Below are 21,818 nucleotides of genomic sequence, written 5' to 3' on the forward strand. Positions count from 1 at the left end.
GGACCACCGAGGGGGCCCCGTGACGAACATCCCGGAGACCGGAAGGACGTCCCGGATCACGATCCGGCTCGTCGTCATCCAGATACTGGTCTTCTCCCTCCTGCTCACCCTCGGCGGCCGGCTGTGGTACCTCCAGATCCGGCAGGGCGACGAGTTCGCCGAGGCCGCCGCGGGGAACCACGTGCAGCAGGTGGTCCAGCCCGCCGTGCGCGGCACCATCCTCGACGCCCGCGGCGTGCCGATCGCCGACAACGAGACCCGGCTCGTGGTCTCCGCCGACCGCACCGAGCTGCTGCGCCAGCCCGACGACGGCGAGGCCGTCCTCGCCCGCGTCGCGGAGCTGCTGGGCGTGCCGGTCGAGGAGGTGGCCAACCAGGTCCGGCTGTGTGACGCCGAGACCCCCCAGCCCTGCTGGAACGGCTCCCCCTACCAGCCGATCCCCATCACCGACGACGCCACCCCGCAGCAGGCCCTCCAGATCCGCGAACGCGCCGAGGACTTCCCGGGCATCATCGCCGAGCCCACCGCCGTGCGCCGGTACCCCTCCCCGTACGGCGCCGCCACCTCCCAGGTCCTCGGATACCTCGGCCCCGTCACCGACGAGGAGGTCGCCGCCTCGGAGGACACCGACCAGCCGCTGCTGCGCTCGGACCAGATCGGCCGCTCGGGTCTGGAGAACACCTACGACAGCTTCCTGCGCGGCCAGGCCGGCGTCACGGACTACGCGGTGGACAAGTTCGGCCGGGTCCTCGGCGAGTCCCAGAGCGTCGACGCCCAGGCGGGCTCCCACCTGGTCACCAGCATCGACTCCCGCGTCCAGGCCGTCGTCGAGAACGAGCTGGAGAACGCCATCAGGGAGGCGCGCCGGACGCACGACGACATCACCGGACGGGACTACGAGGCCGACTCGGGCGCCGCCGTGGTCATCGAGAACGACACCGGCCGCATCGTCGCGATGGCCTCCTACCCCGACTACGACCCCAACATCTGGGTGGGCGGCATCTCCACCTCCGACTACGCCCGCCTGACGGACGAGGACGCCAACGACCCCCTCCTCAACCGCGCCATCCAGGGGCAGGGCCCGCCCGGCTCCACGTTCAAGGTGATCTCCTCCACCGCCGCCGTCAACGGCGGCTTCGCCTGGGACGACACCTACAACTGCTCCTCCTCCTACAACGTCGGCGGCCAGAGCTTCCGCAACTTCGAGTCCTCCGCGTACGGGCCCATCACGATCGGCCAGGCGCTGGAGGTCTCCTGCAACACCGTCTTCTACGGCATCGCGCACCAGATGTGGCTCCAGGACGGCGGCATCGACCCGCAGGGCGAACCCGAGGACTGGCTGTTCACCACCGCGCACGAGTTCGGGCTGGGCGCCCCCACGGGAGTCGACCTCCCCGACGAGGCCGCCGGCCGCATCCCGGACCGCGAGTGGAAGCAGGACTACTGGGAGCTCAACGAGGAGGTCTGGTGCGAGATGGCCGACTCCGACCGGGACGACTACGAGGCCCAGATCGCCCGCGAGAACTGCACCGAGGGCATGCGGATGCGCGCGGGCGACATGCTGAACTTCTCCATCGGCCAGGGCGACGTGCTGGTCACCCCGCTCCAGATGGCCAGCATCTACGCCGCCATCGCCAACGGCGGCACGCTGTACCAGCCCACCGTCGGCAAGGCCGTCATCAGCCCCGACGGCCAGCACGTCGAGGAGATCGAACCCACCGTCAACGGCCAGATCCCCGCCGACGACGAGACCGTCCGCAACCTCCAGCAGGCCACCTCGGACGTCGTCACGCGGGGCACCGCCGACTGGCGCTTCCTCGGCTGGCCGCACGACGAGATCCCGCTGCACGCCAAGACCGGCACCGCCGAGGGCTACGGCGACCAGCAGACCGACTCCTGGCTCGCCACCTTCTCCGACGACTACACCGTGGTGATGACGATGTCCCAGGCGGGCACCGGCTCCGGCGCCTCAGGACCATACGTCCGCAACATCTACGAGGCGATCTACGGCGTCGCCGAGGACGGCTCGATCCACGAGAACCGCGCCCTGCTGCCCGAGCCGCAGCGCCAGCTTCCCCAGATCGACGAGAACGGTTCGATCGTCGCCCAGCGCGACCAGGACTTCGACGTCGCCGCCACCTCCGACATCCAGTGAAGCGGGGACGCCCCAGCCAGCCATGAGTGTGCACTCCCTGCCCCCCGACCGGCCGCTGCCCTCCTCCGGCGGCGCCCTGCGCCGCGCCCTGTCCCGCGACTCCCTCGCGCGACGGGTCGACTGGATCCTCCTGCTGGCCGCCGCCGGCCTGTCCGCCATGGGCTGCGTGCTGGTCTGGTCGGCCACGCGCAACCGCGACGACATCACCAACGGCGACCCGCAGTACTTCCTCGTCCGTCAGCTGATCAACCTCGCGGTCGGCGTCGCCCTCGCGGTCGGCGTGATGTGGCTGGGCCACCACAGGCTGCGCAGCGGCGTCCCGCTCTACTACGTCTTCTCCCTCATAGCCATCCTCGCGGTCTTCAGCCCGTTGGGCACCGAGATCAACGGGCAGCGCGCCTGGATCGCCATCGGCAGCTACACCCTCCAGCCCGCCGAGTTCGCGAAGGTCGCCGTCATCCTGGCGATGGCGGTGGTCCTGGCGGCCCAGGTCGACGCGGGTGACCGGGACTTCCCCGGCACCCGCGCGGTGATCCAGTCGCTCGCCCTGGCCGCCGCCCCGCTCGCCATCGTCATCGTCGACGACCTGGGCATGGCGATGGTGCTGAGCGTCATCGTCCTCGGCGTCCTGGTGGCCTCCGGCGCGGCCATAGGCTGGTCGGTCGGGCTGATACTCGCGGGCGCCGGCGGCGCCGTGCTGGTCTGGGCGCTGGGCATCCTCGACCAGTACCAGCTCGACCGCTTCGGCGCCTTCGTCAACCCCTCCCTCGACCCGGCCGGCGCCGGGTACAACACGAACCAGGCCCGCATCGCCATCGGCTCCGGCGGCCTCTACGGCAAGGGGCTCTTCGAGGGCACGCAGACCACGGGGCAGTTCGTGCCCGAACAGCAGACCGACTTCATCTTCACCGTGGCGGGCGAGGAACTCGGCTTCGTCGGCGCGGGCACCATCATCCTGCTGATAGGCGTGGTCCTCTGGCGGGCCCTGCGCATCGCCCGGGGCGCCAGCGACCTGTACAGCACGATCATCGCCGCCGGGGTCGTCGCCTGGTTCGCGTTCCAGAGCTTCGAGAACATCGGGATGACCCTCGGCATCATGCCCGTGGCCGGCGTCCCCCTGCCGTTCCTCTCCTACGGCGGCACCGCCATGTTCGCCTCATGGATAGCCATAGGTCTCCTCCAGTCAGTCCGGATGAAACGCCCTCTTTCCGCCTGAGTGTCCCTGAGTATCCTGCGAGGAGGGGGTGGGGACGCCTCGACGGCCCGCCTCCCGGCGACACCGCGAGGAGGCGTGATGACCGCCGGCACGGAGCTCACCAGCAGCACCGAGACCGAGAGGAAGTACGAGGTCTCCGGTGCCACCGCCCCCGATCCCACGGCCCCCGATCCCACGGCCCTGGCGGCCGCGCTGACCGGCGCGGGCGGCGTCGCCGGCACCAGGGAACGCGACACCGTCCAGCTGACGGCCGTCTACTACGACACGCACGACCAACGCCTCGCCGCCGCCGGCATCACGCTCCGCCGCCGCAGCGGGGGCGACGACGCCGGCTGGCACCTGAAGATCCCCCAGCCCGGCGCCGCGGGCGCGAAGGAGGAGATCCGCGCGCCGCTCGGCAGCCCCACACCCCCCGCCTCGCTGGCCTCGCTGGTGCGCTCCCGCACCCGCCGGGCCGAGCTGCGGCCCGTTCTGCGGCTCCGCACCGAGCGCGCGCGACGTGAGCTGCGCGACGAGGGGGGCGCCGTCCTCGCCGAGCTCGCCGTCGACCAGGTCACCGCCGAGCGTGCCGGGACCGGCCGCACGGTCGCCTGGACCGAGGTGGAGCTCGAACTCGCGCAGGGCGTCGACCCGGCCCTGCTCGACGTCCTGCACCACCGGCTGACCGCGGCCGGTCTCACCCGCTCCGCCGTCTCCTCCAAGCTCCACCGCGCCCTCGCCGAGACCGCCGTCCCCGGGCCGGGGGCGACCGAGCGGGAGACCGGGCCGCACACGGAACGGGGGCAGGAGCGGGCGTGGGAACGGGAGCCCGAGCCCGAGACCGAGCCGGCGGCGGACCCGAAGCCGAACGCGACGAAGCCAAAGGCAAAGGCGAAGGCAAGGCCGGAGCCGGAGCCGGAGCCGAAGTCGACGTCGACGTCGACGTCGACGTCGAAGAAGGCTGCGACGGCGGCGCCGGCCGACGCGGCGGGGGACCACGTGCTGGCCTACGCCCGCCGCCAGCTCGACGCCCTCCTCACCCTCGATCCCGCCGCGCGCCGCGAGCTCCCCGACGCCGTCCACCGGATGCGCGTCGCCGTCCGCCGCCTCCGCAGCTGCCTGGCCACCCACAGAAAGGTCCTCGACCGCGCCGTCACCGCCCCCGTCGACGCAGAGCTCCGCTGGCTGGCCGCCGAGTTGGGCGTCGACCGCGACCGGGAGGTGCTCGCCGAGCGGCTCGCCGCCCGCCTCCGCGAGCTCCCCGTCTCCCTGCGCCGTGGTCCGCTCAGCCGCCGGCTGCGCCTGGCGGCCCGCTCCCACCGTTCCGACAGCCGCAGGCGCCTGCTCGCCGTCCTCGACAGCGAGCGGTACCTCACGCTCCTCGACACCCTCGACGCGGTGCTGCTCACCGCGCCGCCCCTGCGGAAGGTCGCGGCCCGCCCCGCCCGTCCGGTCCTCGACGCCGCGCTCCGCCGCGACCTCGCCCGGCTGACCACCCGCGTCGAGTCCGCGCTGGCCGCGCCGGAGGGCCCGGACCGCGACACCGCCCTCCACAGCGCCCGCAAGGCGGCCAAGCGCGCCCGCTACGCCGCCGAGGCCGCCACGCCGGCCCTCGGCACGCGGGCCAGGACGCACGTCCGCCAGCTCACCCGGGTCCAGCAGCTGCTCGGCGAACACCAGGACAGCGTCCTCGTCCGCGGGGAGCTGCTGCGCCTCGCGGACGTCGCCGAGCGAGCCGGCGAGCCCTCCTTCAGCTACGGCGTCCTCTACCAGCGCGAGGTGGCCCTCGCCGCCGCCAGCGAGAGCGAGCTTGCGCGACTGACGCTGGCGGACGAGCTCGCACCGGCCAGCCGGTAGGCTGGATGGCCGACCCACGTCCGGCACTGCTCGTTCGCTCGAAAGACTCACCTCATGCCTGTCGAATCGGTCTTCCCGCGCCTGGAGGCCCTCCTCCCGCACGTCCAGAAGCCGATCCAGTACGTCGGCGGTGAGCTGAACTCCACCGTCAAGGACTGGGACGCCTGCGACGTCCGCTGGGCGTTGATGTACCCCGACGCCTACGAGGTCGGCCTGCCCAACCAGGGCGTCATGATCCTCTACGAGGTGCTCAACGAGCGCGAGGGCGTGCTGGCCGAGCGGACCTACAGCGTCTGGCCCGACATGGAGCGCCTGATGCGTGAGCACGGCGTCCCACAGTTCACCGTGGACGCCCACCGGCCCGTCGGCGCGTTCGATGTGCTCGGCGTGTCGTTCTCCACCGAGCTCGGGTACACCAACCTCCTCGCCGCGCTCGACCTGGCCGGCATCCCCCTCGCCGCCGCCGACCGCACCGAGGAGCACCCGCTGGTCATCGCCGGCGGCCACGCGGCGTTCAACCCCGAGCCCATCGCCGCCTTCGTCGACTGCGCCGTCATCGGCGACGGCGAGCAGGCGGTGCTGGAGATCACCGAGCTGATCCGCGTCTGGAAGCAGGAGGGCCGCCCCGGGGGCCGCGAGGAGCTGCTGCTGCGTCTCGCGCGCACCGGCGGGGTCTACGTGCCGGGGTTCTACGACGTCGAGTACCTGCCGGACGGCCGGATCTCCCGCGTCGTCCCGAACCGCTCGGGCGTCCCGTGGCGGGTGGCCAAGCACACCGTCATGGACCTCGACGAGTGGCCGTACCCGAAGAAGCCGCTCGTCCCGCTCGCCGAGAGCGTCCACGAGCGGATGTCCGTGGAGATCTTCCGCGGCTGCACCCGCGGCTGCCGCTTCTGCCAGGCCGGCATGATCACCCGCCCGGTCAGGGAGCGCTCCATCACCGGCATCGGCGAGATGGTCGAGCAGGGGCTGAAGGCCACCGGCTTCGAGGAGGTGGGCCTGCTGTCCCTCTCCTCCGCCGACCACAGCGAGATCGCCGAAGTGGCCCGGGGCCTCGCCGACCGGTACGAGGACGACAAGGTCGGCCTCTCCCTGCCCTCCACCCGGGTCGACGCCTTCAACGTCGACCTGGCCAACGAGCTCACCCGCAACGGACGCCGCTCCGGCCTCACCTTCGCCCCCGAGGGCGGCAGCGAGCGCATCCGCAAGGTGATCAACAAGATGGTCTCCGAGGAGGACCTGATCCGCACCGTCGCCACCGCCTACGGCAACGGATGGCGTCAGGTGAAGCTGTACTTCATGTGCGGCCTGCCGACCGAGACCGACGAGGACGTCCTCCAGATCGCCGAGATGGCCACGAAGGTCATCGCCAAGGGCCGCGAGGTCACCGGCTCCAACGACATCCGCTGCACGGTCTCCATCGGCGGCTTCGTTCCCAAGCCGCACACCCCGTTCCAGTGGGCGCCGCAGCTGTCGGCGGAGGAGACCGACGCCCGCCTGGAGAAGCTCCGCGACGCGATCCGCGCCGACAGGCGGTACGGCCGATCCATCGGCTTCCGGTACCACGACGGCAAGCCCGGCATCGTCGAGGGCCTGCTCTCGCGCGGTGACCGGCGCGTCGGCGACGTGGTCCGCGCGGTGTACGAGGCGGGCGGCCGCTTCGACGGGTGGCGGGAGTTCTTCTCCTACAAGCAGTGGATGGAGTGCGCCGAGCACGCCCTCGCGGCCCACGGCGTCGACGTCGACTGGTACACCACGCGCGAGCGCGGCCACGAGGAGGTGCTCCCCTGGGACCACCTCGACTCCGGCCTCGACAAGGACTGGCTGTGGGAGGACTGGCAGGACGCCCTCGACGAGCAGGAGGTCGAGGACTGCCGGTGGAACCCGTGCTTCGACTGCGGCGTGTGCCCGGCGATGGACACGGAGATCCAGATCGGCCCGACGGGCAGGAAGCTGCTGCCCTTGGCGGTCAGGAAGTCCTAGCGCCCCGCCCGGGTGGGTCGGGGTGCCGCCGCGCGTCGTCGGCGGCGGCGTCCCAGGCCTCGCGGGCGGCGGCGATGGCCGGCCGGTGAGCGGTCGACCAGTCCGCCAGCGCCCTCACCAGGTGGGTGAAGCTGTGGCCCGTCTCCGTCAGCTCGTACTCGACCCGGGGCGGCACGGTCGGGTACACGGTCCGCCTGACCAGGCCGTCGCGCTCCAGGCGGCGGACGGTGAGGGTGAGCATGCGCTGCGAGATGTCGCCGGGGATGGCGCGTTGCAGCTCCTTGAAGCGCCGTAGCCCGGCGGAGAGTTCGACGATCACGTACACCGACCACCGGTCGCCGAGCCGGTCCAGCACGTCGCGGACCGCGCACTCCTCGCGCGGGGTCGAGCAGTCGACCACGGGCGTGCCCCGCGCCGGGGTGGTTACGGCGGTGTGCCCTGCTGACATCAGAGTGCCTCCTTACGCGGACCGCTTCCGCTCCCGAGGATGTGAACACACAGTTCTCGGAGGGTGTTTCCATGATTCTCGTCAGCGGTGCCGGTGGGGCGCTCGGACAGCTCGTCGCGGCCGAACTGGCCGGCCGTGAGGACGTCGTGCTGGGCACGCGCGCGCCCCGTTCCCCGGCCGAGCGGCGCGTTGACTTCGACGACCCGTCCTCCCTCGACCTCACGGGCGTCGACACGCTGCTGCTCATCTCCGCCGGATACGCCGAGGACGACGTCGTCGTCGCACGGCACGAGGCGGCGATCGCGGCGGCCGAGCGCGCCGGCGTCGCGCACGTCGTGTACACGAGCCTCAGCGGCGACGGCGACCACCTGCCCTACGCGCTCGCCCATCGCTGGACCGAACGCCGCCTGGCCCGCGCCGGGCTCGCGTGGACGGTGCTGCGCAACGGGCTCTACGCCGAGTTCCTCGCCGCCATCGCCGCGCCCACCCCCGACGGCACGATCACGGCCCCGCTGGGGCAGGGCTCCCTGGCGGCGGTCGCCCGCGGGGACCTCGCCGCCGTGGCGGCGCGCGTGGTGGCCGCGCCCGAGCGGCACGCGGGGCGGACGTACGAGCTCGTCGGCGAGCGGGCCCTGTCGGGCGCCGAGCTCGCGGCGGCGATCGCGGGCCGGTACGAGCCGGGCTCGCTCGCCGCGACCCGCGAGGCGGTCATCCTGGCCGGCGAGGCGCTGCCGTTCCAGGTGCCGATGCTGCTCGGCACGTACTCGGCGATCGCCGGAGGCTTCCTGGACGGCGGCGGGATCGGTGAGAACGCGCTGCCCGCGCTTCTGGGGCGCGAGCCGCGACCGGCGCTCGACGTGTACCTCGACGCGCACCGGGCCACGGTCGACGCGGCACACGGGAGGTGAGGAGGGCGTCGGTCACCGTGGGCGACGTACCGGCTGAGCGCCGCCGTGCGGCGTGGCCGATAATGGGGGGATGCCCGAGCTGGTCGAGCCCACCACCGCCGTACACGCCTCGTTCCTCCAGGCGGTGAAGGAGTACGAGGCCGAGGGCCGCGGCGGCCCGGGGGACGACTCCATGCAGGGCCACGACATGCGGCGCTACGGCGACAGCTGGCAGGACCCGGCGGTCTTCGCCACGTACGTCGAGCGGTGCCGGGCGGACGCCCGCGAGGACACCGAGCGCCCCGCGGGCTTCGTCCCGACCACGATCCTGTGGTGGGTCGACCACGGCGAGGACGGCGCGTCCGCGACCTACCTCGGGCGGCTGAACATCCGCCACCGCCTCACCCCGCGCCTGCTGGACCACGGCGGCCTCATCGGCTACGACGTGCGTCCCTCCGCCCGCCGCCGTGGCCACGCCACGGCCATGCTGCGCGCCGCCCTTCCCCTCGCGTACCGGCTCGGCCTCGACCCCGTGCTGCTCACCTGTGACGTCGACAACGTCGCCTCCCGCAAGGTCATCGAGGCCTGCGGTGGTGTCTACGAGGACCAGCGCGGAGTGAAGCTGAGGTACTGGATCCCGACGGGACCCACGTAACCTGGAGGCAGAGCAACGGTCCGCCCGACGGACCGGGGACGTCCGAGACCATCCGTACGAGGGACGAAGACACTGGGCAAGCGACAGCCCGTAGGCCCACCGCCCGCGCCGGCGGTGCAGCGCATCCGCCTGCGTTACGCCAGGCGTGGCCGCCTGCGGTTCACCAGCCACCGTGACGTGCAGCGCGCCCTGGAGCGGGCGCTGCGGCGGGCCGAGGTGCCGATGGCGTACTCCGCGGGATTCACCCCCCACCCCAAGGTCTCCTATGCCGGCGCCGCCCCGACCGGGGCCGCCAGCGAGGCCGAGTACCTGGAGCTCGCCCTGAGCGCGCCGCGTGACCCCGCCGAGCTGCGTGCCCGGCTCGACGAGTCGCTGCCGGACGGCATCGACATCGTCGACGCGGTCGAGGCCCGCACCACGGACTTCGCGGCGCAGCTGCAGGCATCCTGCTGGCAGCTGCGGCTGGACGGCGTGGAGCCGGAGGCGGCCCAGCGGGCCGTCACCGCCTTCCTCGCCGCCGAGTCCGTGGAGGTGCGGCGGCAGACGAAGAAGGGGATGCGCGCCTTCGACGCCAGGGCCGCTGTGGTACGACTCACCGTCGAGCCGGCCACGACGGGCGGGTCCGATGGGCCTGCCCCGCGCTCCTGTGCGATACTGCGCCTGGTAGTACGGCATCTCACACCTGCCGTGCGACCCGACGACGTCCTGTCCGGCCTCCGCGCTACGGCCGACCTGGCGCCGCCGGTCCCCGCAGCGGTGACCAGGCTGGCGCAGGGGCCGCTCGATGAGGAGACCGGCACGGTGACCGACCCGTTCGCGCCTGACCGCGACGCTGCCCAGCGGACCGCGGCGGTGCCGGAGATCGCCGTCTAGCGATGCCGTTGCTGCGCCACCGAACCGCCCGGTGCCCCAGAGCCACTCGGGTCCGGCCGTTCCGGTCGGCGCGCCGACCAGAAGACTTTCGCCGAAGCCGGACCACGGGGGTCCGGAACCGGTGAGTGACACGAACAGCTCCCGAGCGGCGCCCGCCGTCGCAGGCGAGGCACCCGGGAGCGTGACGGGAGAACCGCCCGCATGCACGAGCCCAACCAGTCGTCCGCGACAGCGGACGGCGACAACACCACACGCAACGACATCATGAGCGGGACGCCGACCACGATCCCGCACGACACCCCCAGCGACACCCTTCCCCCGCGCCGTCGTCGGTCGGCCCGCCGCGCGGCGGGCCCGCCGGTCGCGGTCGGCGCGGCCGCTGCCGGCGCCGAGACGACGCCGGACATCTCCAGCTACGAGCCGAGCCACGAGCCCGGCCAGGAGTCCGGCCACGAGTCCGGCAAGGAGGCGCTCGCGGCGGCGGTGGCGGCCGTGGCGTCGCCCGCCGACCCGCCGCCCGCCGACCCGGAGCCCGCGCCCGCCCGTCGGCGTCGTCGGGTGACGCGGGAGGTGGCCGCGCCCGCGGCCGAGGCCCCGACCGAGCTGGTGGAGCCGGCCCCGGCCGAGCCGAGCCAGCCGGAGGCGGCCCAGGCCGTCGAGGCGAACGAGCAGCCGAACGAGCAGCCGGCGGAGCCCGAGCCCCCGCGCCGCCGCCGCAGGGCTACGCGCGCAGCGTCCACACCCGCCGCCGAGGCCGCGGCGGCGGCCGCCCCCGAGCCCGACGTGCCCGCCGAGCCGGAGCCCGCGCCCGCCGAGCCGGCGGCCGAGGCACCCGCGGCACCCGCCGAGGAGGCCAAGCCGACGCGCCGGCGGCGGCGCGTGAGCCGCGCCACGGCCGAGCCGGAGGCCACGCCCGAGCCGGCGCCCGAGCCGACGCCCGCCGTCCGGCAGGTCGTGGCCGCCGAGGTGACGCCGGACGAGTCGCCCTCGCCGGCTCCGGCCGAGCCGACGGCACCGGTCGTGGCCACGCCCCCGCCCGTCGCGCCCACCGTCGTCTTCCAGGCGCCGGTCTTCCAGGCGCCCATGTTCCAGACCCCGGAGCGCGCCGCGGCCGAGGCCAGCTTCGCCGACGAGGAGACCGAGGACGACCTCGACGAGCTCCAGGGCTACGACGAGGCCGACGAGAACGACGAGGCGGACGAGGACGGCGGCGAGCGGGAGACCGACGGCGCCGACCTCGACCAGGAGTCGGACGAGCAGGCCGACGACGAGCAGCAGACCTCCGAGCGCTCCTCCAGGCGCCGCCGCAGGGGCGGCCGGCGCCGCCGCCGCGGCGAGACCGCGGAGAAGGCCGCCGAGGCCGTCGGTCAGGGCGAGAGCGAGGCCGACGGCGACGAGGAGGCGGACGAGGACGGCGAGCCCGCCGAGTCCGAGCGCGCCACCGCCGAGGAGAGCGACACCGACGCGGCGGAGGCGGTGGAGGCGGCCGCCGCGGCGGCGGGCGCCACCGGCTCCTCCCGGCGGCGTCGCCGCCGTCGTCGCCGCAGCGGCGACGCGCCCGAGGCGGGCACCGGCCCCGACGACCCGGAGCGCACGGTCGTCAAGGTGCGCGAGCCGCGCCGGAAGCGGGACCGCGACCGCGACCGCGACGAGTCGACGGAGAGCTCGGACGGCGTGCAGTCCATCAAGGGCTCCACCCGTCTGGAGGCGAAGAAGCAGCGCCGCCGCGAGGGCCGCGAGCAGGGCCGTCGCCGCGTGCCGATCATCACCGAGGCCGAGTTCCTGGCGCGCCGCGAGTCCGTCGAGCGGGTCATGGTGGTCCGCCAGAGCGGCGAGCGCACCCAGATCGGCGTGCTGGAGGACGGCGTCCTCGTCGAGCACTTCGTCAACCGCGAGCAGTCCACCTCCTACGTGGGCAACGTCTACCTCGGCAAGGTGCAGAACGTCCTGCCCTCGATGGAGGCGGCCTTCGTCGACGTCGGCAAGGGCCGCAACGCCGTGCTCTACGCGGGCGAGGTCAACTTCGAGGCCCTCGGCCTCGGCAGCGGCCCGCGCCGCATCGAGACCGCCCTGAAGTCGGGCCAGCCGGTGCTCGTCCAGGTCACCAAGGACCCCATCGGCCACAAGGGCGCCCGCCTGACCAGCCAGATCTCCCTTCCCGGCCGGTACCTGGTGTACGTCCCCGAGGGTTCGATGACGGGCATCAGCCGCAAGCTGCCCGACACCGAGCGGGCCCGGCTGAAGCAGATCCTCAAGCAGATCGTTCCCGACGACGCGGGCGTCATCGTGCGCACCGCCGCGGAGGGCGCGAGCGAGGAGGAGCTGACCCGCGACGTCGAGCGCCTGCGCGCCCAGTGGGAGGAGATCCAGCGGAAGGCGAAGAAGGGTAACGCCCCCGCCCTGCTGTACGGCGAGCCGGACATGACCGTCCGTGTCGTGCGCGACATCTTCAACGAGGACTTCTCCAAGGTCATCGTGAGCGGTGACGAGGCCTGGCAGACCATCCACGGATACGTCGACCACGTGGCGCCCGACCTGGCGGAGCGGCTGGAGAAGTGGACCTCCGAGGTCGACGTCTTCGCCACCTACCGGATCGACGAGCAGTTGATGAAGGCGCTGGACCGCAAGGTGTGGCTGCCGAGCGGTGGCTCGCTGGTGATCGACCGGACCGAGGCGATGATCGTCATCGACGTGAACACCGGCCGCTTCACCGGCCAGGGCGGGAACCTGGAGGAGACGGTCACCCGCAACAACCTGGAGGCGGCCGAGGAGATCGTCCGCCAGCTGCGGCTGCGGGACCTCGGCGGCATCATCGTGATCGACTTCATCGACATGGTGCTGGAGTCCAACCGGGAGCTGGTGCTGCGGCGGCTGCTGGAGTGCCTGGGCCGGGACCGCACCAAGCACCAGGTGGCCGAGGTCACCTCGCTGGGCCTGGTGCAGATGACCCGCAAGCGGGTCGGCCAGGGGCTGCTGGAGTCCTTCTCCGAGCCGTGCGTCCACTGCAACGGGCGCGGCGTGATCGTGCACATGGACCACACGCACCTCACCGGCGGCGCGGCTGCCGGCGGCGGGGGCGGGAAGCGCGCGCGGAAGAAGGGGAAGGCCGCGCAGGCCGAGGAGCGGCCCGCCGTGGTCGAGCCGGCGCAGCCCGTCGTGATCGAGCCGGAGGCGGCACCCGCACCCGAGCCGGTCGCGGAGCCCGTGCCGGAGGCGGTGCCCGAGCCCGCGGCCGAAGCCGAGCCCGAGCCGGAAGCCGAGGCCCGCCCGCGGCGGCGCCGGCGGGTCACCCGCGCGGTCGCCACGCCGACGGCCGACGTCGAGCCCGAGGCAGCGCCGCCGGCGCGGCCCGAGCCCGAGGCAGCGGTCCAGCCCGCCGTCGAGCCGGTGCAGGAGGCGGCTGAGCCCCAGGAGGCCCAGGAGGTCCAGGAGGCGCGGGAGACGACGACGCCCGCGCGGCGTCGGCGCGGCAGCCGCAAGGCCAGCGCCCCGGCCGGCTCGCCGAAGGCGGCCGAGGAGGCCGCGGTGCTGGTGATCCCCGCCGGCGAGGAGCAGCAGCCCGCCGCCCAGGAGGCCGGCGAGACCACGCAGGCAGGGCAGGCCGGGGAGGCCGGGCAGGCGGAGGAGACTCCGGCGCCCGAGGCCGTGTCCGCCGAGGCACAGGCCCTTCAGGCCGCTCCCGAGGCGCCGCCCGCGCCGCCGCGGCGCCGCCGCGTCTCCGCCCCCGCGGGCCCGCCCGAGGGAGCCGCTGCCGCCGAGGAGGCCGTCGTGACGGTGGTCGCGCCGGCACCCACCACGAAGGCGGCGGCGAAGAAGAGCACCAAGAAGGCAGCCGCGACCAAGGCGCCGGCCAAGAAGACGGCGGCGAAGAAGGCCGCCAAGAAGACGGCCGCGAAGAAGACCGCCAAGAAGAGCGCCACGGCGAAGAAGGCCACGAAGGCGACGGCGGCCGCGGAGCAGCAGCCGGCGCCCAGCGTGTCCGCGTCGGCCGAGGAGTAGGAGCCGGAGGACCGGCCGCCCTGTGGGGGCGGCCGGCTCGGTCGAGGGGCCGGTCGTCAATTTGACCGGCTTCTCGGCGCCTCCGTATTGTTGACCGTCGGCGTGCGTGTGCCCTGGGCACGGGAAGCACGCCAGCCCCCGAGCATCGTGCCTCCCCGCGAGGGAGAGGCCGGGCCGTCCTCACGGGCCGGGCCCGGCTGGCGTCTGGGGCTTCGTAGCGAGCGAGGGAGAGTTCCGCGTGTACGCGATCGTGCGCACCGGCGGCCGTCAGCAGAAGGTCGCTGTCGGTGACGTCATTGAGGTTGACCGGATGGCCAAGAGCGAGGTCGGCGACACCGTCGAGCTCTCGACCCTGCTCGTCGTGGACGGTGACACCGTCACCAGCGACCCGTGGGTGCTGGCCGGCGTGAAGGTCAGGGCCGAGGTCCTCGACCACCACAAGGGCGAGAAGATCCGGATCCAGAAGTTCAAGAACAAGACGGGTTACCGTCGGCGGATGGGTCACCGCCAGCTGCACACCCAGCTGAAGGTCACCGAGATCCCCGCCCCCGCCGCCAAGTAAGACACGTGAGGACTGCTTCGACATGGCACACAAGAAGGGCGCCTCGTCCACTCGGAACGGGCGCGACTCCAACCCCCAGTACCTGGGCGTGAAGCGTTTCGGCGGCCAGCTGGTGAACGCGGGCGAGATCATCGTCCGGCAGCGCGGCACCCACTTCCACCCGGGCAACGGCGTGGGCCGCGGCGGTGACGACACCCTGTTCGCGCTCCGCGCGGGCACGGTGCAGTTCGGCCGCTTCCGCGACCGCAAGGTCGTGAACGTGGTTCCGGCCGCCGCCGAGTAGGACCGTACGGAGGACCAGGGCGGGCCGCCTTCCCGGGTGGGGAGGCGGCCCGCCCTGACTGATCAGGAAGGCGAAGCCCATGACCACCTTCGTGGACCGCGTCGAGTTGCACGTCGCCGCGGGCAACGGAGGCCACGGCTGCGCCTCCGTGCACCGCGAGAAGTTCAAGCCGCTCGGCGGCCCCGACGGCGGGGACGGCGGGCGCGGCGGCGACGTCGTGCTGGTCGTCGACCGCGACGTCACCACGTTGCTGGAGTACCACCACAGCCCCCACCGGCGCGCCACCAACGGCCGCCCCGGCGCCGGCGGCAACCGCACCGGCGCCGACGGGGCGGACCTGGTGCTGCCGGTGCCCGACGGCACCGTGGTGATGGACCGCCGCGGCACCGTCCTGGCCGACCTGGTCGGCCAGGGCACCACCTTCGTCGCCGGCCAGGGCGGACGCGGCGGCCTGGGCAACGCGGCCCTGGCGTCGGCCCGCAGGAAGGCCCCCGGCTTCGCCCTCCTCGGCGAGCCGGGCGAGAGCCGGGACCTGGTGCTGGAGCTGAAGAGCGTCGCCGACGTCGGCCTGATCGGGTACCCGAGCGCCGGCAAGTCCTCCCTCATCTCCGTCCTCTCCGCCGCCCGCCCCAAGATCGCCGACTACCCGTTCACCACCCTCGTCCCGAACCTCGGCGTGGTCTCGGCCGGCTCCACCGTCTACACGGTCGCCGACGTGCCGGGCCTCATCCCCGGCGCCAGCCAGGGCAAGGGCCTGGGCCTCACGTTCCTGCGACACGTGGAGCGGTGCGCCGTCCTGGTGCACGTGCTGGACTGCGCCACACTGGAGTCCGACCGGGACCCGCTCTCCGATCTCGACGCCATCGAGGCTGAGCTGTCGCAGTACGGCGGCCTGGCGGACCGGCCCCGGCTCGTCGCGCTCAACAAGACCGACATCCCCGAGGGCCAGGACCTCGCCGACATCGTGCGACCCGAGCTCGCCGCGCGCGGCCTGCGGGTCTTCGAGGTGTCCGCGGTCTCCCGCAAGGGCCTGAAGGAGCTGTCGTACGCCCTGGCCGAGATCGTCGCCCAGGCGCGTGCCGCCCGCCCCGAGCAGGCCCCCACCCGCATCGTCATCCGCCCGCAGGCCGTCAACGACCAGGGCTTCACGGTGCGCCGCGAGGCCGTGGGCGACGGCGAGCCGCTCTTCCGGGTCCGCGGCGAGAAGCCGGAGCGCTGGGTGCGGCAGACGGACTTCTCCAACGACGAGGCCGTGGGGTACCTCGCCGACCGGCTCGCCCGCCTCGGCGTCGAGGAGGCGCTGGTGAAGGCCGGTGCCCGTGAGGGCGACGGCGTGGCCATCGGCCCCGAGGACAACGCCGTGATCTTCGACTGGGAGCCGTCGGTCAGCGTCGGCGCGGAGATGCTCGGCCGGCGCGGCGAGGACCACCGGCTCAACGAGACGCGGCCGGCCGTGCAGCGTCGGCGCGAGCGGGAGGCCAAGCGCCACGACGCGGCGCAGCGCGAGTACGACGCGTTCGACCCGTTCGAGGAGTAGGTCGGCTCCGGGGGCCCGGCTGCGGCACCCTGGAGGAGTGACAGCGACCCACGGGACCCGACGGACCTCCGGCACCGCCCGAAGCGGCACCGCCCGAAGCGGCGGCGCCGACGCCGGCACGAGCGCCGAGACCAGCACGAGCAGCGAGATCGTCGCCACCCCGCGCGGCGACGCCCGCGTCACCTGGTACCACGCCCGCCCCCACGGCCGCGGCGGTGGGAGGCCGCGCGCCGTCCTCGCCCTCGGGCACGGCGCGGGCGGCGGCGTCGAGGCGCGGGACCTGCGGGCCCTCGCCGACGCGCTGCCCGCCCACGCGATCACCGTCGCCCTCGTGGAGCAGCCCTGGCGCGTCGCCGGCAAGCGCGTCGCCCCCGCGCCCAAGACGCTCGACGCGGCGTGGACGGCCCTGTGGCCGGCGCTGGAACGCCCGGGCGTGCCCGTCGTCGCGGGCGGCCGGAGCGCGGGCGCGCGGGTGGCCTGCCGCACCGCCCGCGACCTCGGGGCCCGCGCCGTGCTGGCCCTGGCCTTCCCGCTCCACGCTCCCCGCCGCGCCACGGGCGCCACCGGCTCGGCCGGCGCCGGCTCGCGCGGTGCCTCCCGCGCCGCGGAGCTGGGCGACGCGGGGCTCCCGCTGCTCGTGATCCAGGGCACCCGCGACCCGTTCGGGGTACCGGAGGAGTTCCCCAGGGGCACCCGCCTGGCCGCGATCCCCGACGCAGACCACGGCTTCGCCGTGCCGAAGACGGCCACCAGCACGCAGGAGGCCGCCCTGGCGGCCGTCACCGAGGCGGCCACCGAGTGGCTGACGGGCCTGGAGCTCTGACGTCCGACGCCCGCCCCGGCCGGCCCACACGTCGAGGGCCGGCCGGGACAGCGTTCAAAGGCTGTCCCGCAGTCCCTGGCGGACTCGCGACGCCCTGCGACGTCCTCCCCCAGACCCCTCCGGGGTCCGGGCGGTGCCCCCAGCCGCGTTGTCGTCGGTCGCCAGCCCGCGAGGCTGACTCCCTCCCCGCCTTGCTGGGGGCACCCCGCGCCGCGGAGCGGCGTGGGGGAGAAGCCACAGGACGCCGCTCCCTGACCCACCAGGGACTGCGGAACAGCCTTCAGCGCGCCGCGCCCGCGCGGGTGGTGAGGGAGGCGGTGTCGGCGGCGTCGGGCGCTCCGGCGGTCTGGCGGGCCGCCCTGGCCTCGGCCTTGGCGCGCAGCGCCCGGGTCGCCGCCCGGAAGCGGACCAGCGACGGCGGCTCGGCCGGCCCCAGCAGGTACTCCTTGAGCTCGGCGCGCTCGTCGGCGAGCCGGTCGAGCGCCGGGTCCACCACCGCGTCCAGCAGCGCCGACACGCCCGTCGCGTCGGGGGTGAGGATCGTCGCCGCCCGCACCGTCGGGTTCGCGGCCCTGAACTCCGCCTCCGGCAGCCCACTGGTGTTGGCCACGGCGTACGGCTTCGCGCTCGCCAGGAAGTCGGAGACGACGCTGGAGACGTCCGAGATCAGCAGGTCGGCCTGGTTGAAGCAGCTGTAGATGTCCGGCCGGGGCCCGTCGAGCACCATGTGGGCGCGGGCCGGCCGCGCCGCCCAGAACGCCGTCCGCCACGCCTCGGTCGCCGCCGCGACCGCCTGGGCGCGGCCCGGTTCGGGCGCGCCCTGGAGGCCCATGCGCTCCATCTCGTCGGAGGACCGGCGGAACGCCGTCGACGTCAGCTCGTCCAGCTCGACGGTGCGCCGTGCCAGCTGCCGCTCGCGGGCGGCGAGCTCGGCCGCCTCGGTCCCCTCGCCGGCCGCGGGCGACGCCGACGCGTTCGCTTCAGCGATGATGGCGCGGATGGCGCGGTCCGCGGCTCCGGCCCGGGGGTCCACCGAGCCGGTCATCGGGTGTGGCTTGTACAGCAGCCGCACCCGGGGGTCGGCCAGCAGGGCGCGCACGATGTTCTCGCCCGCGAGGATCAGCGAGGTGTTGCCCGGGTCGTTGGTCCAGCCCTCCCAGGTGGGGGCGTAGAGGACGGTGACGGGTCCCTCGGCCGGGGGCGGCCCGGCGGCCGGGCGGATCGGCGCGAGCTGCGGCCGCCCGACCTCCACCACGTCCCTGTCGTCGACGCCGACGTCCGCGAGCGCGTAGCGCCGCCGCGCCGCGGGGCCCGCCACCCACACCTCGTCGTAGACCTTGGCGTAGGGGTTGCAGCTGGAAAGCTTGTCGCTCTCGCCGTGGTTGGTGAAGGCGTGCTTGATCGTCGGGATGCGCAGCACCTGGGAGGTCTTGGGCGCGTTGGCCGGGTGGAGGAGGACGCTCAGCGTCGAGTGCTCCAGCATCATGAGGTGGGCCACCCTCGGCAGGCACACGATCGGCACGTCGGTGGCCGCGATCAGCTGCATCATGCCGCGCTCGCGCAGCACGATCAGGGGCCGGCCCTCCAGCGCCGCGAGGGTCGTGAGCCACATGTTCGCCTGGTAGGCGGTGGTCGAGCCGCCCGAGAAGTACAGGCCGACGTCGGGGCGGTACTCGGCGAGCCACCGCTCGAACCACTGTTCCACCCGGGCCTCGCTCGGCGGGCGCTTGCCGGGCAGCAGCCACGTCGCAAGGTAGACCGCGGCGCCCAGGAAGAGCGCGAGCGAGACGCCGACGCCCACCAGCCCCCACACCGCGCGGTCGGTGGCGACCGTGGTGAGCATGCCGGCCGTGGCGGGCGCGGAGAAGAGCAGCATCCGCTGCCCCGACTTTATGACCAGCGGCGGCGGCGCCGCGGAGAGCGACAGCGCGGAGGTGTCGATGTTCCGGGTCAACAGCGGCAGGGTGCGGGTGCGCCGCACCAGCACGGCCAGCCCGCGGATCACGAAGTGCGTGGCGTAGCAGGCCAGCAGCCCGGCGACGAGCAGCACCCCGGCGGCGCCGTCCACGTCGGCCACCTGCACCGTGGCCGCGACGGTCAGCAGGTCACGCGTCAGCTGTCTGACGATCTCGTCGCACCGCAGGCGCGCCAGCGTGCTCAGCGGGGCGGTGTGCCACTTCCGCAACGCCAGGTCGAGCGCGAGGCCGCACGCCGTGGCGGCGATCAGCAGTCCGGTGTTCGGCAGCTGTGCGCCGAGGAGCTGTACGACGAAACAGCCCAGCAGCGCGACGAGGGAGATCAGGTAGGCGACGCGGCGGCGCGACGCTCCAGCAGCTAGCACAGTCATGGCTCCGATGACGGTGACGGTGACCGGTGTCAGGGGTGAATGTCGGGTGAACGGTGGAGGGGATGTGGGTGGGGTCGTCGGGACGGGTGGGATGTGGGGGTGAGGCCGGGATGTGGTTGTGGGGGTCGGGCGCCGGGCGGCCGCGCGACGCATTGGCATAGATTACGGACGGCGGTCCCGCCAGGCGAACGGGGTGACGCGGAAGCCCTCCGTCACCGACGGCGGGCCCTCCGGTCCACCACCGGTACACCACCAGGACACCACGAGCGCCGGCGAGCGCGCGAGGAGCACGACAGCAGGCGAGGGAGCGCAGTGACAGCGGCACGGCAGGACGTCCGCGACGCCCGGAGGATCGTCGTCAAGATCGGCTCGTCCTCGCTGACCACCGCGGCCGGGGGACTGGACGCCGACCGGGTCGACGCCCTCGTCGACGTGCTGGTCAAACACGAGGAGCGGCAGATCGTCCTCGTCTCCTCCGGGGCCATCGCCGCGGGCCTGGCGCCGCTGGGCCTCGCCCGCCGTCCCAGGGACCTGGCCAGGCAGCAGGCCGCCGCCAGCGTCGGCCAGGGCCTGCTGCTGGCCCGCTACACCGCGTCGTTCGCCCGCTACGGCCGCCGCGTCGGCCAGGTGCTGCTCACCGAGGACGACACCAGCCGCCGCGCCCACTACCGCAACGCCTACCGGACGCTGGAGCAGCTGCTCACCATGGGCGTGGTGCCCGTGGTCAACGAGAACGACACCGTCGCCACCGAGGAGATCCGCTTCGGCGACAACGACCGGCTCGCCGCCCTCGTCGCGCACCTGATCAGGGCCGACCTGCTGGTGCTCCTCTCCGACGTCGACGCGCTCTACGACGGCGACCCCGCCCGGCCGGGAGCCACCCGCGTCACCGAGGTCACGGGCCCCGAGGACCTGGCCGGCGTCGAGCTCGGGCGCGCGGGCCGGGCCGGGGTCGGCACCGGGGGCATGGTGACCAAGGTGGAGGCCGCCGCCATCGCCACGGAGGCCGGCATCCCCGTGGTGCTCACCTCCGCCAGCCGCGCCGGGGAGGCCCTGGCCGGGGCCGACGTCGGCACCCACTTCCGCGCCACCGGGCGCCGCGCCGCCGGCCGGCTGCTGTGGCTGGCGCACGCCTCCACGCCGCGCGGCGCCGTCACGCTCGACGACGGAGCGGTGCGGGCCGTCACCGAGCGCCGCACCTCGCTGCTGCCCGCCGGCATCACCGGCGTCGAGGGCAGCTTCATCGCCGGCGACCCGATCGAGCTGCGGGACGCCTCGGGCCGGGCCGTCGCCCGGGGCCTGGTCAACTTCGACGCCGGCGAGATCCCCCGCCTGATCGGCCGCTCCACCCGCGAACTGGCGCGCGAACTCGGCCCCGCCTACGAGCGGGAGGTCGTGCACCGCGACGACCTCGTGCTGGTCAGGGACCGCTGAGGTGGTCGGTCGCGGCGCGTGGCGCCGGGAGCGTCCGGGCCGGGCCGTGTGAAGGAGCCGAAGCTTTTCCAGGAGTTTTCCGCAACCGGCCCCACCGCCCAGGGCAAAGATGCTCCACTGTCGGTGTCAGCCACGTCAGCCTCGTCAGCCACGTCACAGGAGGTCTCCGGTGAGACGACTGGCCAGCGTCCCCGCCCAGGGGACGGACCCCGACCGGCGGTGGCAGGCCGGCCAGGCGCAGACCGGGACCCCGGAGCGCCGTCTGTGGCACGTCACCCTCAGCGCAGCCGGCCCGGCGGCCCCGCTCGGCGACGTGCGGCGCGCGCTGGAGCGGCTCGCCCACGACCATCCGTTCCTGCTGACGGGCCGGTACGCCGAGGACCACGCGGAGATCAGGTACTGGGAGGAGGCGCGGGACCTGCGCGACGCGGCGGCGCTGGCGTTGCGGCTGTGGGGGGAGCACCGCAGGACCGCGCAGCTGCCGCCGTGGGAGATCGTCGGGCTGGAGGTCATCTGCCGCGACACCTTCCGCCAGCGCCTCGCCGAGGGCTACGGCCTGCCGCCGGCGACACCGGTGGGCGTCCACCCCTTCTGACGCGCGCGCCTCCGCACGTTCCGGCCCTCGCACCGCCTCGTCGCCTCGCCGTGGCGGCGCCGGGCGCCGGGCGGCGCCCCCGGGCGCGCCGGTGCCCCCTCCGCCAGCGACTACGCTTCCCGCCATGAGTGGTGCAGCCCTTCCCTCGTCCGCCGACGCCGCCGCGCCAGGGACGCCGCCGCCGA

16 protein-coding genes are annotated in these 21,818 nt (G+C 74.1%); 14 read left to right on the forward strand and 2 right to left on the reverse strand.

What is annotated here, in order from left to right:
• Positions 1-19 precede the first annotated feature (19 nt).
• The 4 genes from mrdA to ACTWP5_RS12205 all read left to right on the forward strand — a co-directional run bounded on the left by mrdA (position 20) and on the right by ACTWP5_RS12205 (position 7,190).
• A complete protein-coding gene (gene mrdA / locus ACTWP5_RS12190; RefSeq protein ID WP_443220879.1) occupies positions 20-2,155 on the forward strand; it encodes a penicillin-binding protein 2 in 2,136 nt (711 codons plus the stop codon).
• 22 nt (positions 2,156-2,177) lie between these two features.
• On the forward strand, positions 2,178-3,371 hold the full coding sequence (locus tag ACTWP5_RS12195; RefSeq protein ID WP_443220880.1) for an FtsW/RodA/SpoVE family cell cycle protein: 1,194 nt from the start codon (positions 2,178-2,180) through the stop codon (positions 3,369-3,371).
• Positions 3,372-3,449: 78 nt separating this feature from the next.
• Positions 3,450-5,207 (forward strand): CYTH and CHAD domain-containing protein, encoded by a 1,758-nt coding sequence (locus tag ACTWP5_RS12200; RefSeq protein WP_443220881.1) that lies wholly within the window; start codon positions 3,450-3,452, stop codon positions 5,205-5,207.
• A 54-nt stretch (positions 5,208-5,261) separates the two neighbouring features.
• Complete coding sequence (locus ACTWP5_RS12205; protein WP_443220882.1) at positions 5,262-7,190, forward strand: TIGR03960 family B12-binding radical SAM protein; 1,929 nt, start codon at positions 5,262-5,264, stop codon at positions 7,188-7,190.
• On the opposite strand, the gene ACTWP5_RS12210 is transcribed toward ACTWP5_RS12205, so the two are convergent.
• On the reverse strand, positions 7,177-7,638 hold the full coding sequence (locus ACTWP5_RS12210; protein WP_443220883.1) for a winged helix-turn-helix transcriptional regulator: 462 nt from the start codon (positions 7,636-7,638) through the stop codon (positions 7,177-7,179). The two genes, ACTWP5_RS12205 and ACTWP5_RS12210, sit on opposite strands and share 14 nt — an antisense overlap.
• Positions 7,639-7,709: 71 nt before the next feature.
• On the opposite strand from ACTWP5_RS12210, the gene ACTWP5_RS12215 reads away from it, so the two are divergent.
• From ACTWP5_RS12215 to ACTWP5_RS12250, 8 genes are all read left to right on the forward strand, one after another.
• A complete protein-coding gene (locus ACTWP5_RS12215; RefSeq protein WP_443220884.1) occupies positions 7,710-8,546 on the forward strand; it encodes an NAD(P)H-binding protein in 837 nt (278 codons plus the stop codon).
• Between the two features lie 70 nt (positions 8,547-8,616).
• A complete protein-coding gene (locus tag ACTWP5_RS12220; RefSeq protein ID WP_443220885.1) occupies positions 8,617-9,180 on the forward strand; it encodes a GNAT family N-acetyltransferase in 564 nt (187 codons plus the stop codon).
• Between the two features lie 114 nt (positions 9,181-9,294).
• On the forward strand, positions 9,295-10,053 hold the full coding sequence (locus ACTWP5_RS12225; RefSeq protein WP_443220886.1) for a TIGR03936 family radical SAM-associated protein: 759 nt from the start codon (positions 9,295-9,297) through the stop codon (positions 10,051-10,053).
• Between the two features lie 201 nt (positions 10,054-10,254).
• Positions 10,255-14,052 carry an Rne/Rng family ribonuclease gene (locus tag ACTWP5_RS12230; RefSeq protein WP_443220887.1) on the forward strand — a complete coding sequence of 1,266 codons (3,798 nt, stop codon included), beginning with the start codon at positions 10,255-10,257 and terminating at the stop codon, positions 14,050-14,052.
• Between the two features lie 238 nt (positions 14,053-14,290).
• Positions 14,291-14,614 carry a 50S ribosomal protein L21 gene (gene rplU, locus ACTWP5_RS12235; RefSeq protein WP_443220888.1) on the forward strand — a complete coding sequence of 108 codons (324 nt, stop codon included), beginning with the start codon at positions 14,291-14,293 and terminating at the stop codon, positions 14,612-14,614.
• A gap of 22 nt (positions 14,615-14,636) precedes the next feature.
• Positions 14,637-14,897: a 50S ribosomal protein L27 gene (gene rpmA, locus ACTWP5_RS12240; RefSeq protein WP_443220889.1), complete on the forward strand. Its 261-nt coding sequence runs from the start codon at positions 14,637-14,639 to the stop codon at positions 14,895-14,897.
• A 79-nt stretch (positions 14,898-14,976) separates the two neighbouring features.
• Positions 14,977-16,434, forward strand: coding sequence for a GTPase ObgE (gene obgE / locus ACTWP5_RS12245; RefSeq protein WP_443220890.1), 1,458 nt, complete (start codon positions 14,977-14,979; stop codon positions 16,432-16,434).
• Between the two features lie 148 nt (positions 16,435-16,582).
• Complete coding sequence (locus ACTWP5_RS12250) at positions 16,583-17,257, forward strand: alpha/beta hydrolase family protein (protein ID WP_443220917.1); 675 nt, start codon at positions 16,583-16,585, stop codon at positions 17,255-17,257.
• A gap of 280 nt (positions 17,258-17,537) precedes the next feature.
• Here ACTWP5_RS12250 and ACTWP5_RS12255 read toward each other — a convergent pair whose 3' ends face one another.
• Complete coding sequence (locus ACTWP5_RS12255; protein ID WP_443220891.1) at positions 17,538-19,604, reverse strand: hypothetical protein; 2,067 nt, start codon at positions 19,602-19,604, stop codon at positions 17,538-17,540.
• A 312-nt stretch (positions 19,605-19,916) separates the two neighbouring features.
• On the opposite strand from ACTWP5_RS12255, the gene proB reads away from it, so the two are divergent.
• Entirely contained in the window at positions 19,917-21,038 is a 1,122-nt protein-coding gene (gene proB / locus ACTWP5_RS12260) for a glutamate 5-kinase (RefSeq protein WP_443220892.1), read from the forward strand.
• Positions 21,039-21,207: 169 nt separating this feature from the next.
• Positions 21,208-21,633: a hypothetical protein gene (locus tag ACTWP5_RS12265; protein ID WP_443220893.1), complete on the forward strand. Its 426-nt coding sequence runs from the start codon at positions 21,208-21,210 to the stop codon at positions 21,631-21,633.
• Positions 21,634-21,818: the final 185 nt, after the last annotated feature.

Origin of the sequence: Streptomyces sp. 4N509B (genome assembly GCF_052245655.1) — a bacterium.
Taxonomy (GTDB): Bacteria; Actinomycetota; Actinomycetes; order Streptomycetales; family Streptomycetaceae; genus Streptomyces.

Bases quoted from the DNA above. Each gene is read 5' to 3' on its own strand.
- ACTWP5_RS12230 (WP_443220887.1), top strand. From the start codon at position 10,255: ATGCACGAGCCCAACCAGTCGTCCGCGACAGCGGACGGCGACAACACC.
- ACTWP5_RS12195 (WP_443220880.1), top strand. From the start codon at position 2,178: ATGAGTGTGCACTCCCTGCCCCCCGACCGGCCGCTGCCCTCCTCCGGC.
- ACTWP5_RS12210 (WP_443220883.1), bottom strand. From the start codon at position 7,638: ATGTCAGCAGGGCACACCGCCGTAACCACCCCGGCGCGGGGCACGCCC.
- ACTWP5_RS12220 (WP_443220885.1), top strand. From the start codon at position 8,617: ATGCCCGAGCTGGTCGAGCCCACCACCGCCGTACACGCCTCGTTCCTC.
- ACTWP5_RS12200 (WP_443220881.1), top strand. From the start codon at position 3,450: ATGACCGCCGGCACGGAGCTCACCAGCAGCACCGAGACCGAGAGGAAG.
- ACTWP5_RS12205 (WP_443220882.1), top strand. From the start codon at position 5,262: ATGCCTGTCGAATCGGTCTTCCCGCGCCTGGAGGCCCTCCTCCCGCAC.
- rpmA (WP_443220889.1), top strand. From the start codon at position 14,637: ATGGCACACAAGAAGGGCGCCTCGTCCACTCGGAACGGGCGCGACTCC.
- ACTWP5_RS12215 (WP_443220884.1), top strand. From the start codon at position 7,710: ATGATTCTCGTCAGCGGTGCCGGTGGGGCGCTCGGACAGCTCGTCGCG.
- ACTWP5_RS12255 (WP_443220891.1), bottom strand. From the start codon at position 19,604: ATGACTGTGCTAGCTGCTGGAGCGTCGCGCCGCCGCGTCGCCTACCTG.
- obgE (WP_443220890.1), top strand. From the start codon at position 14,977: ATGACCACCTTCGTGGACCGCGTCGAGTTGCACGTCGCCGCGGGCAAC.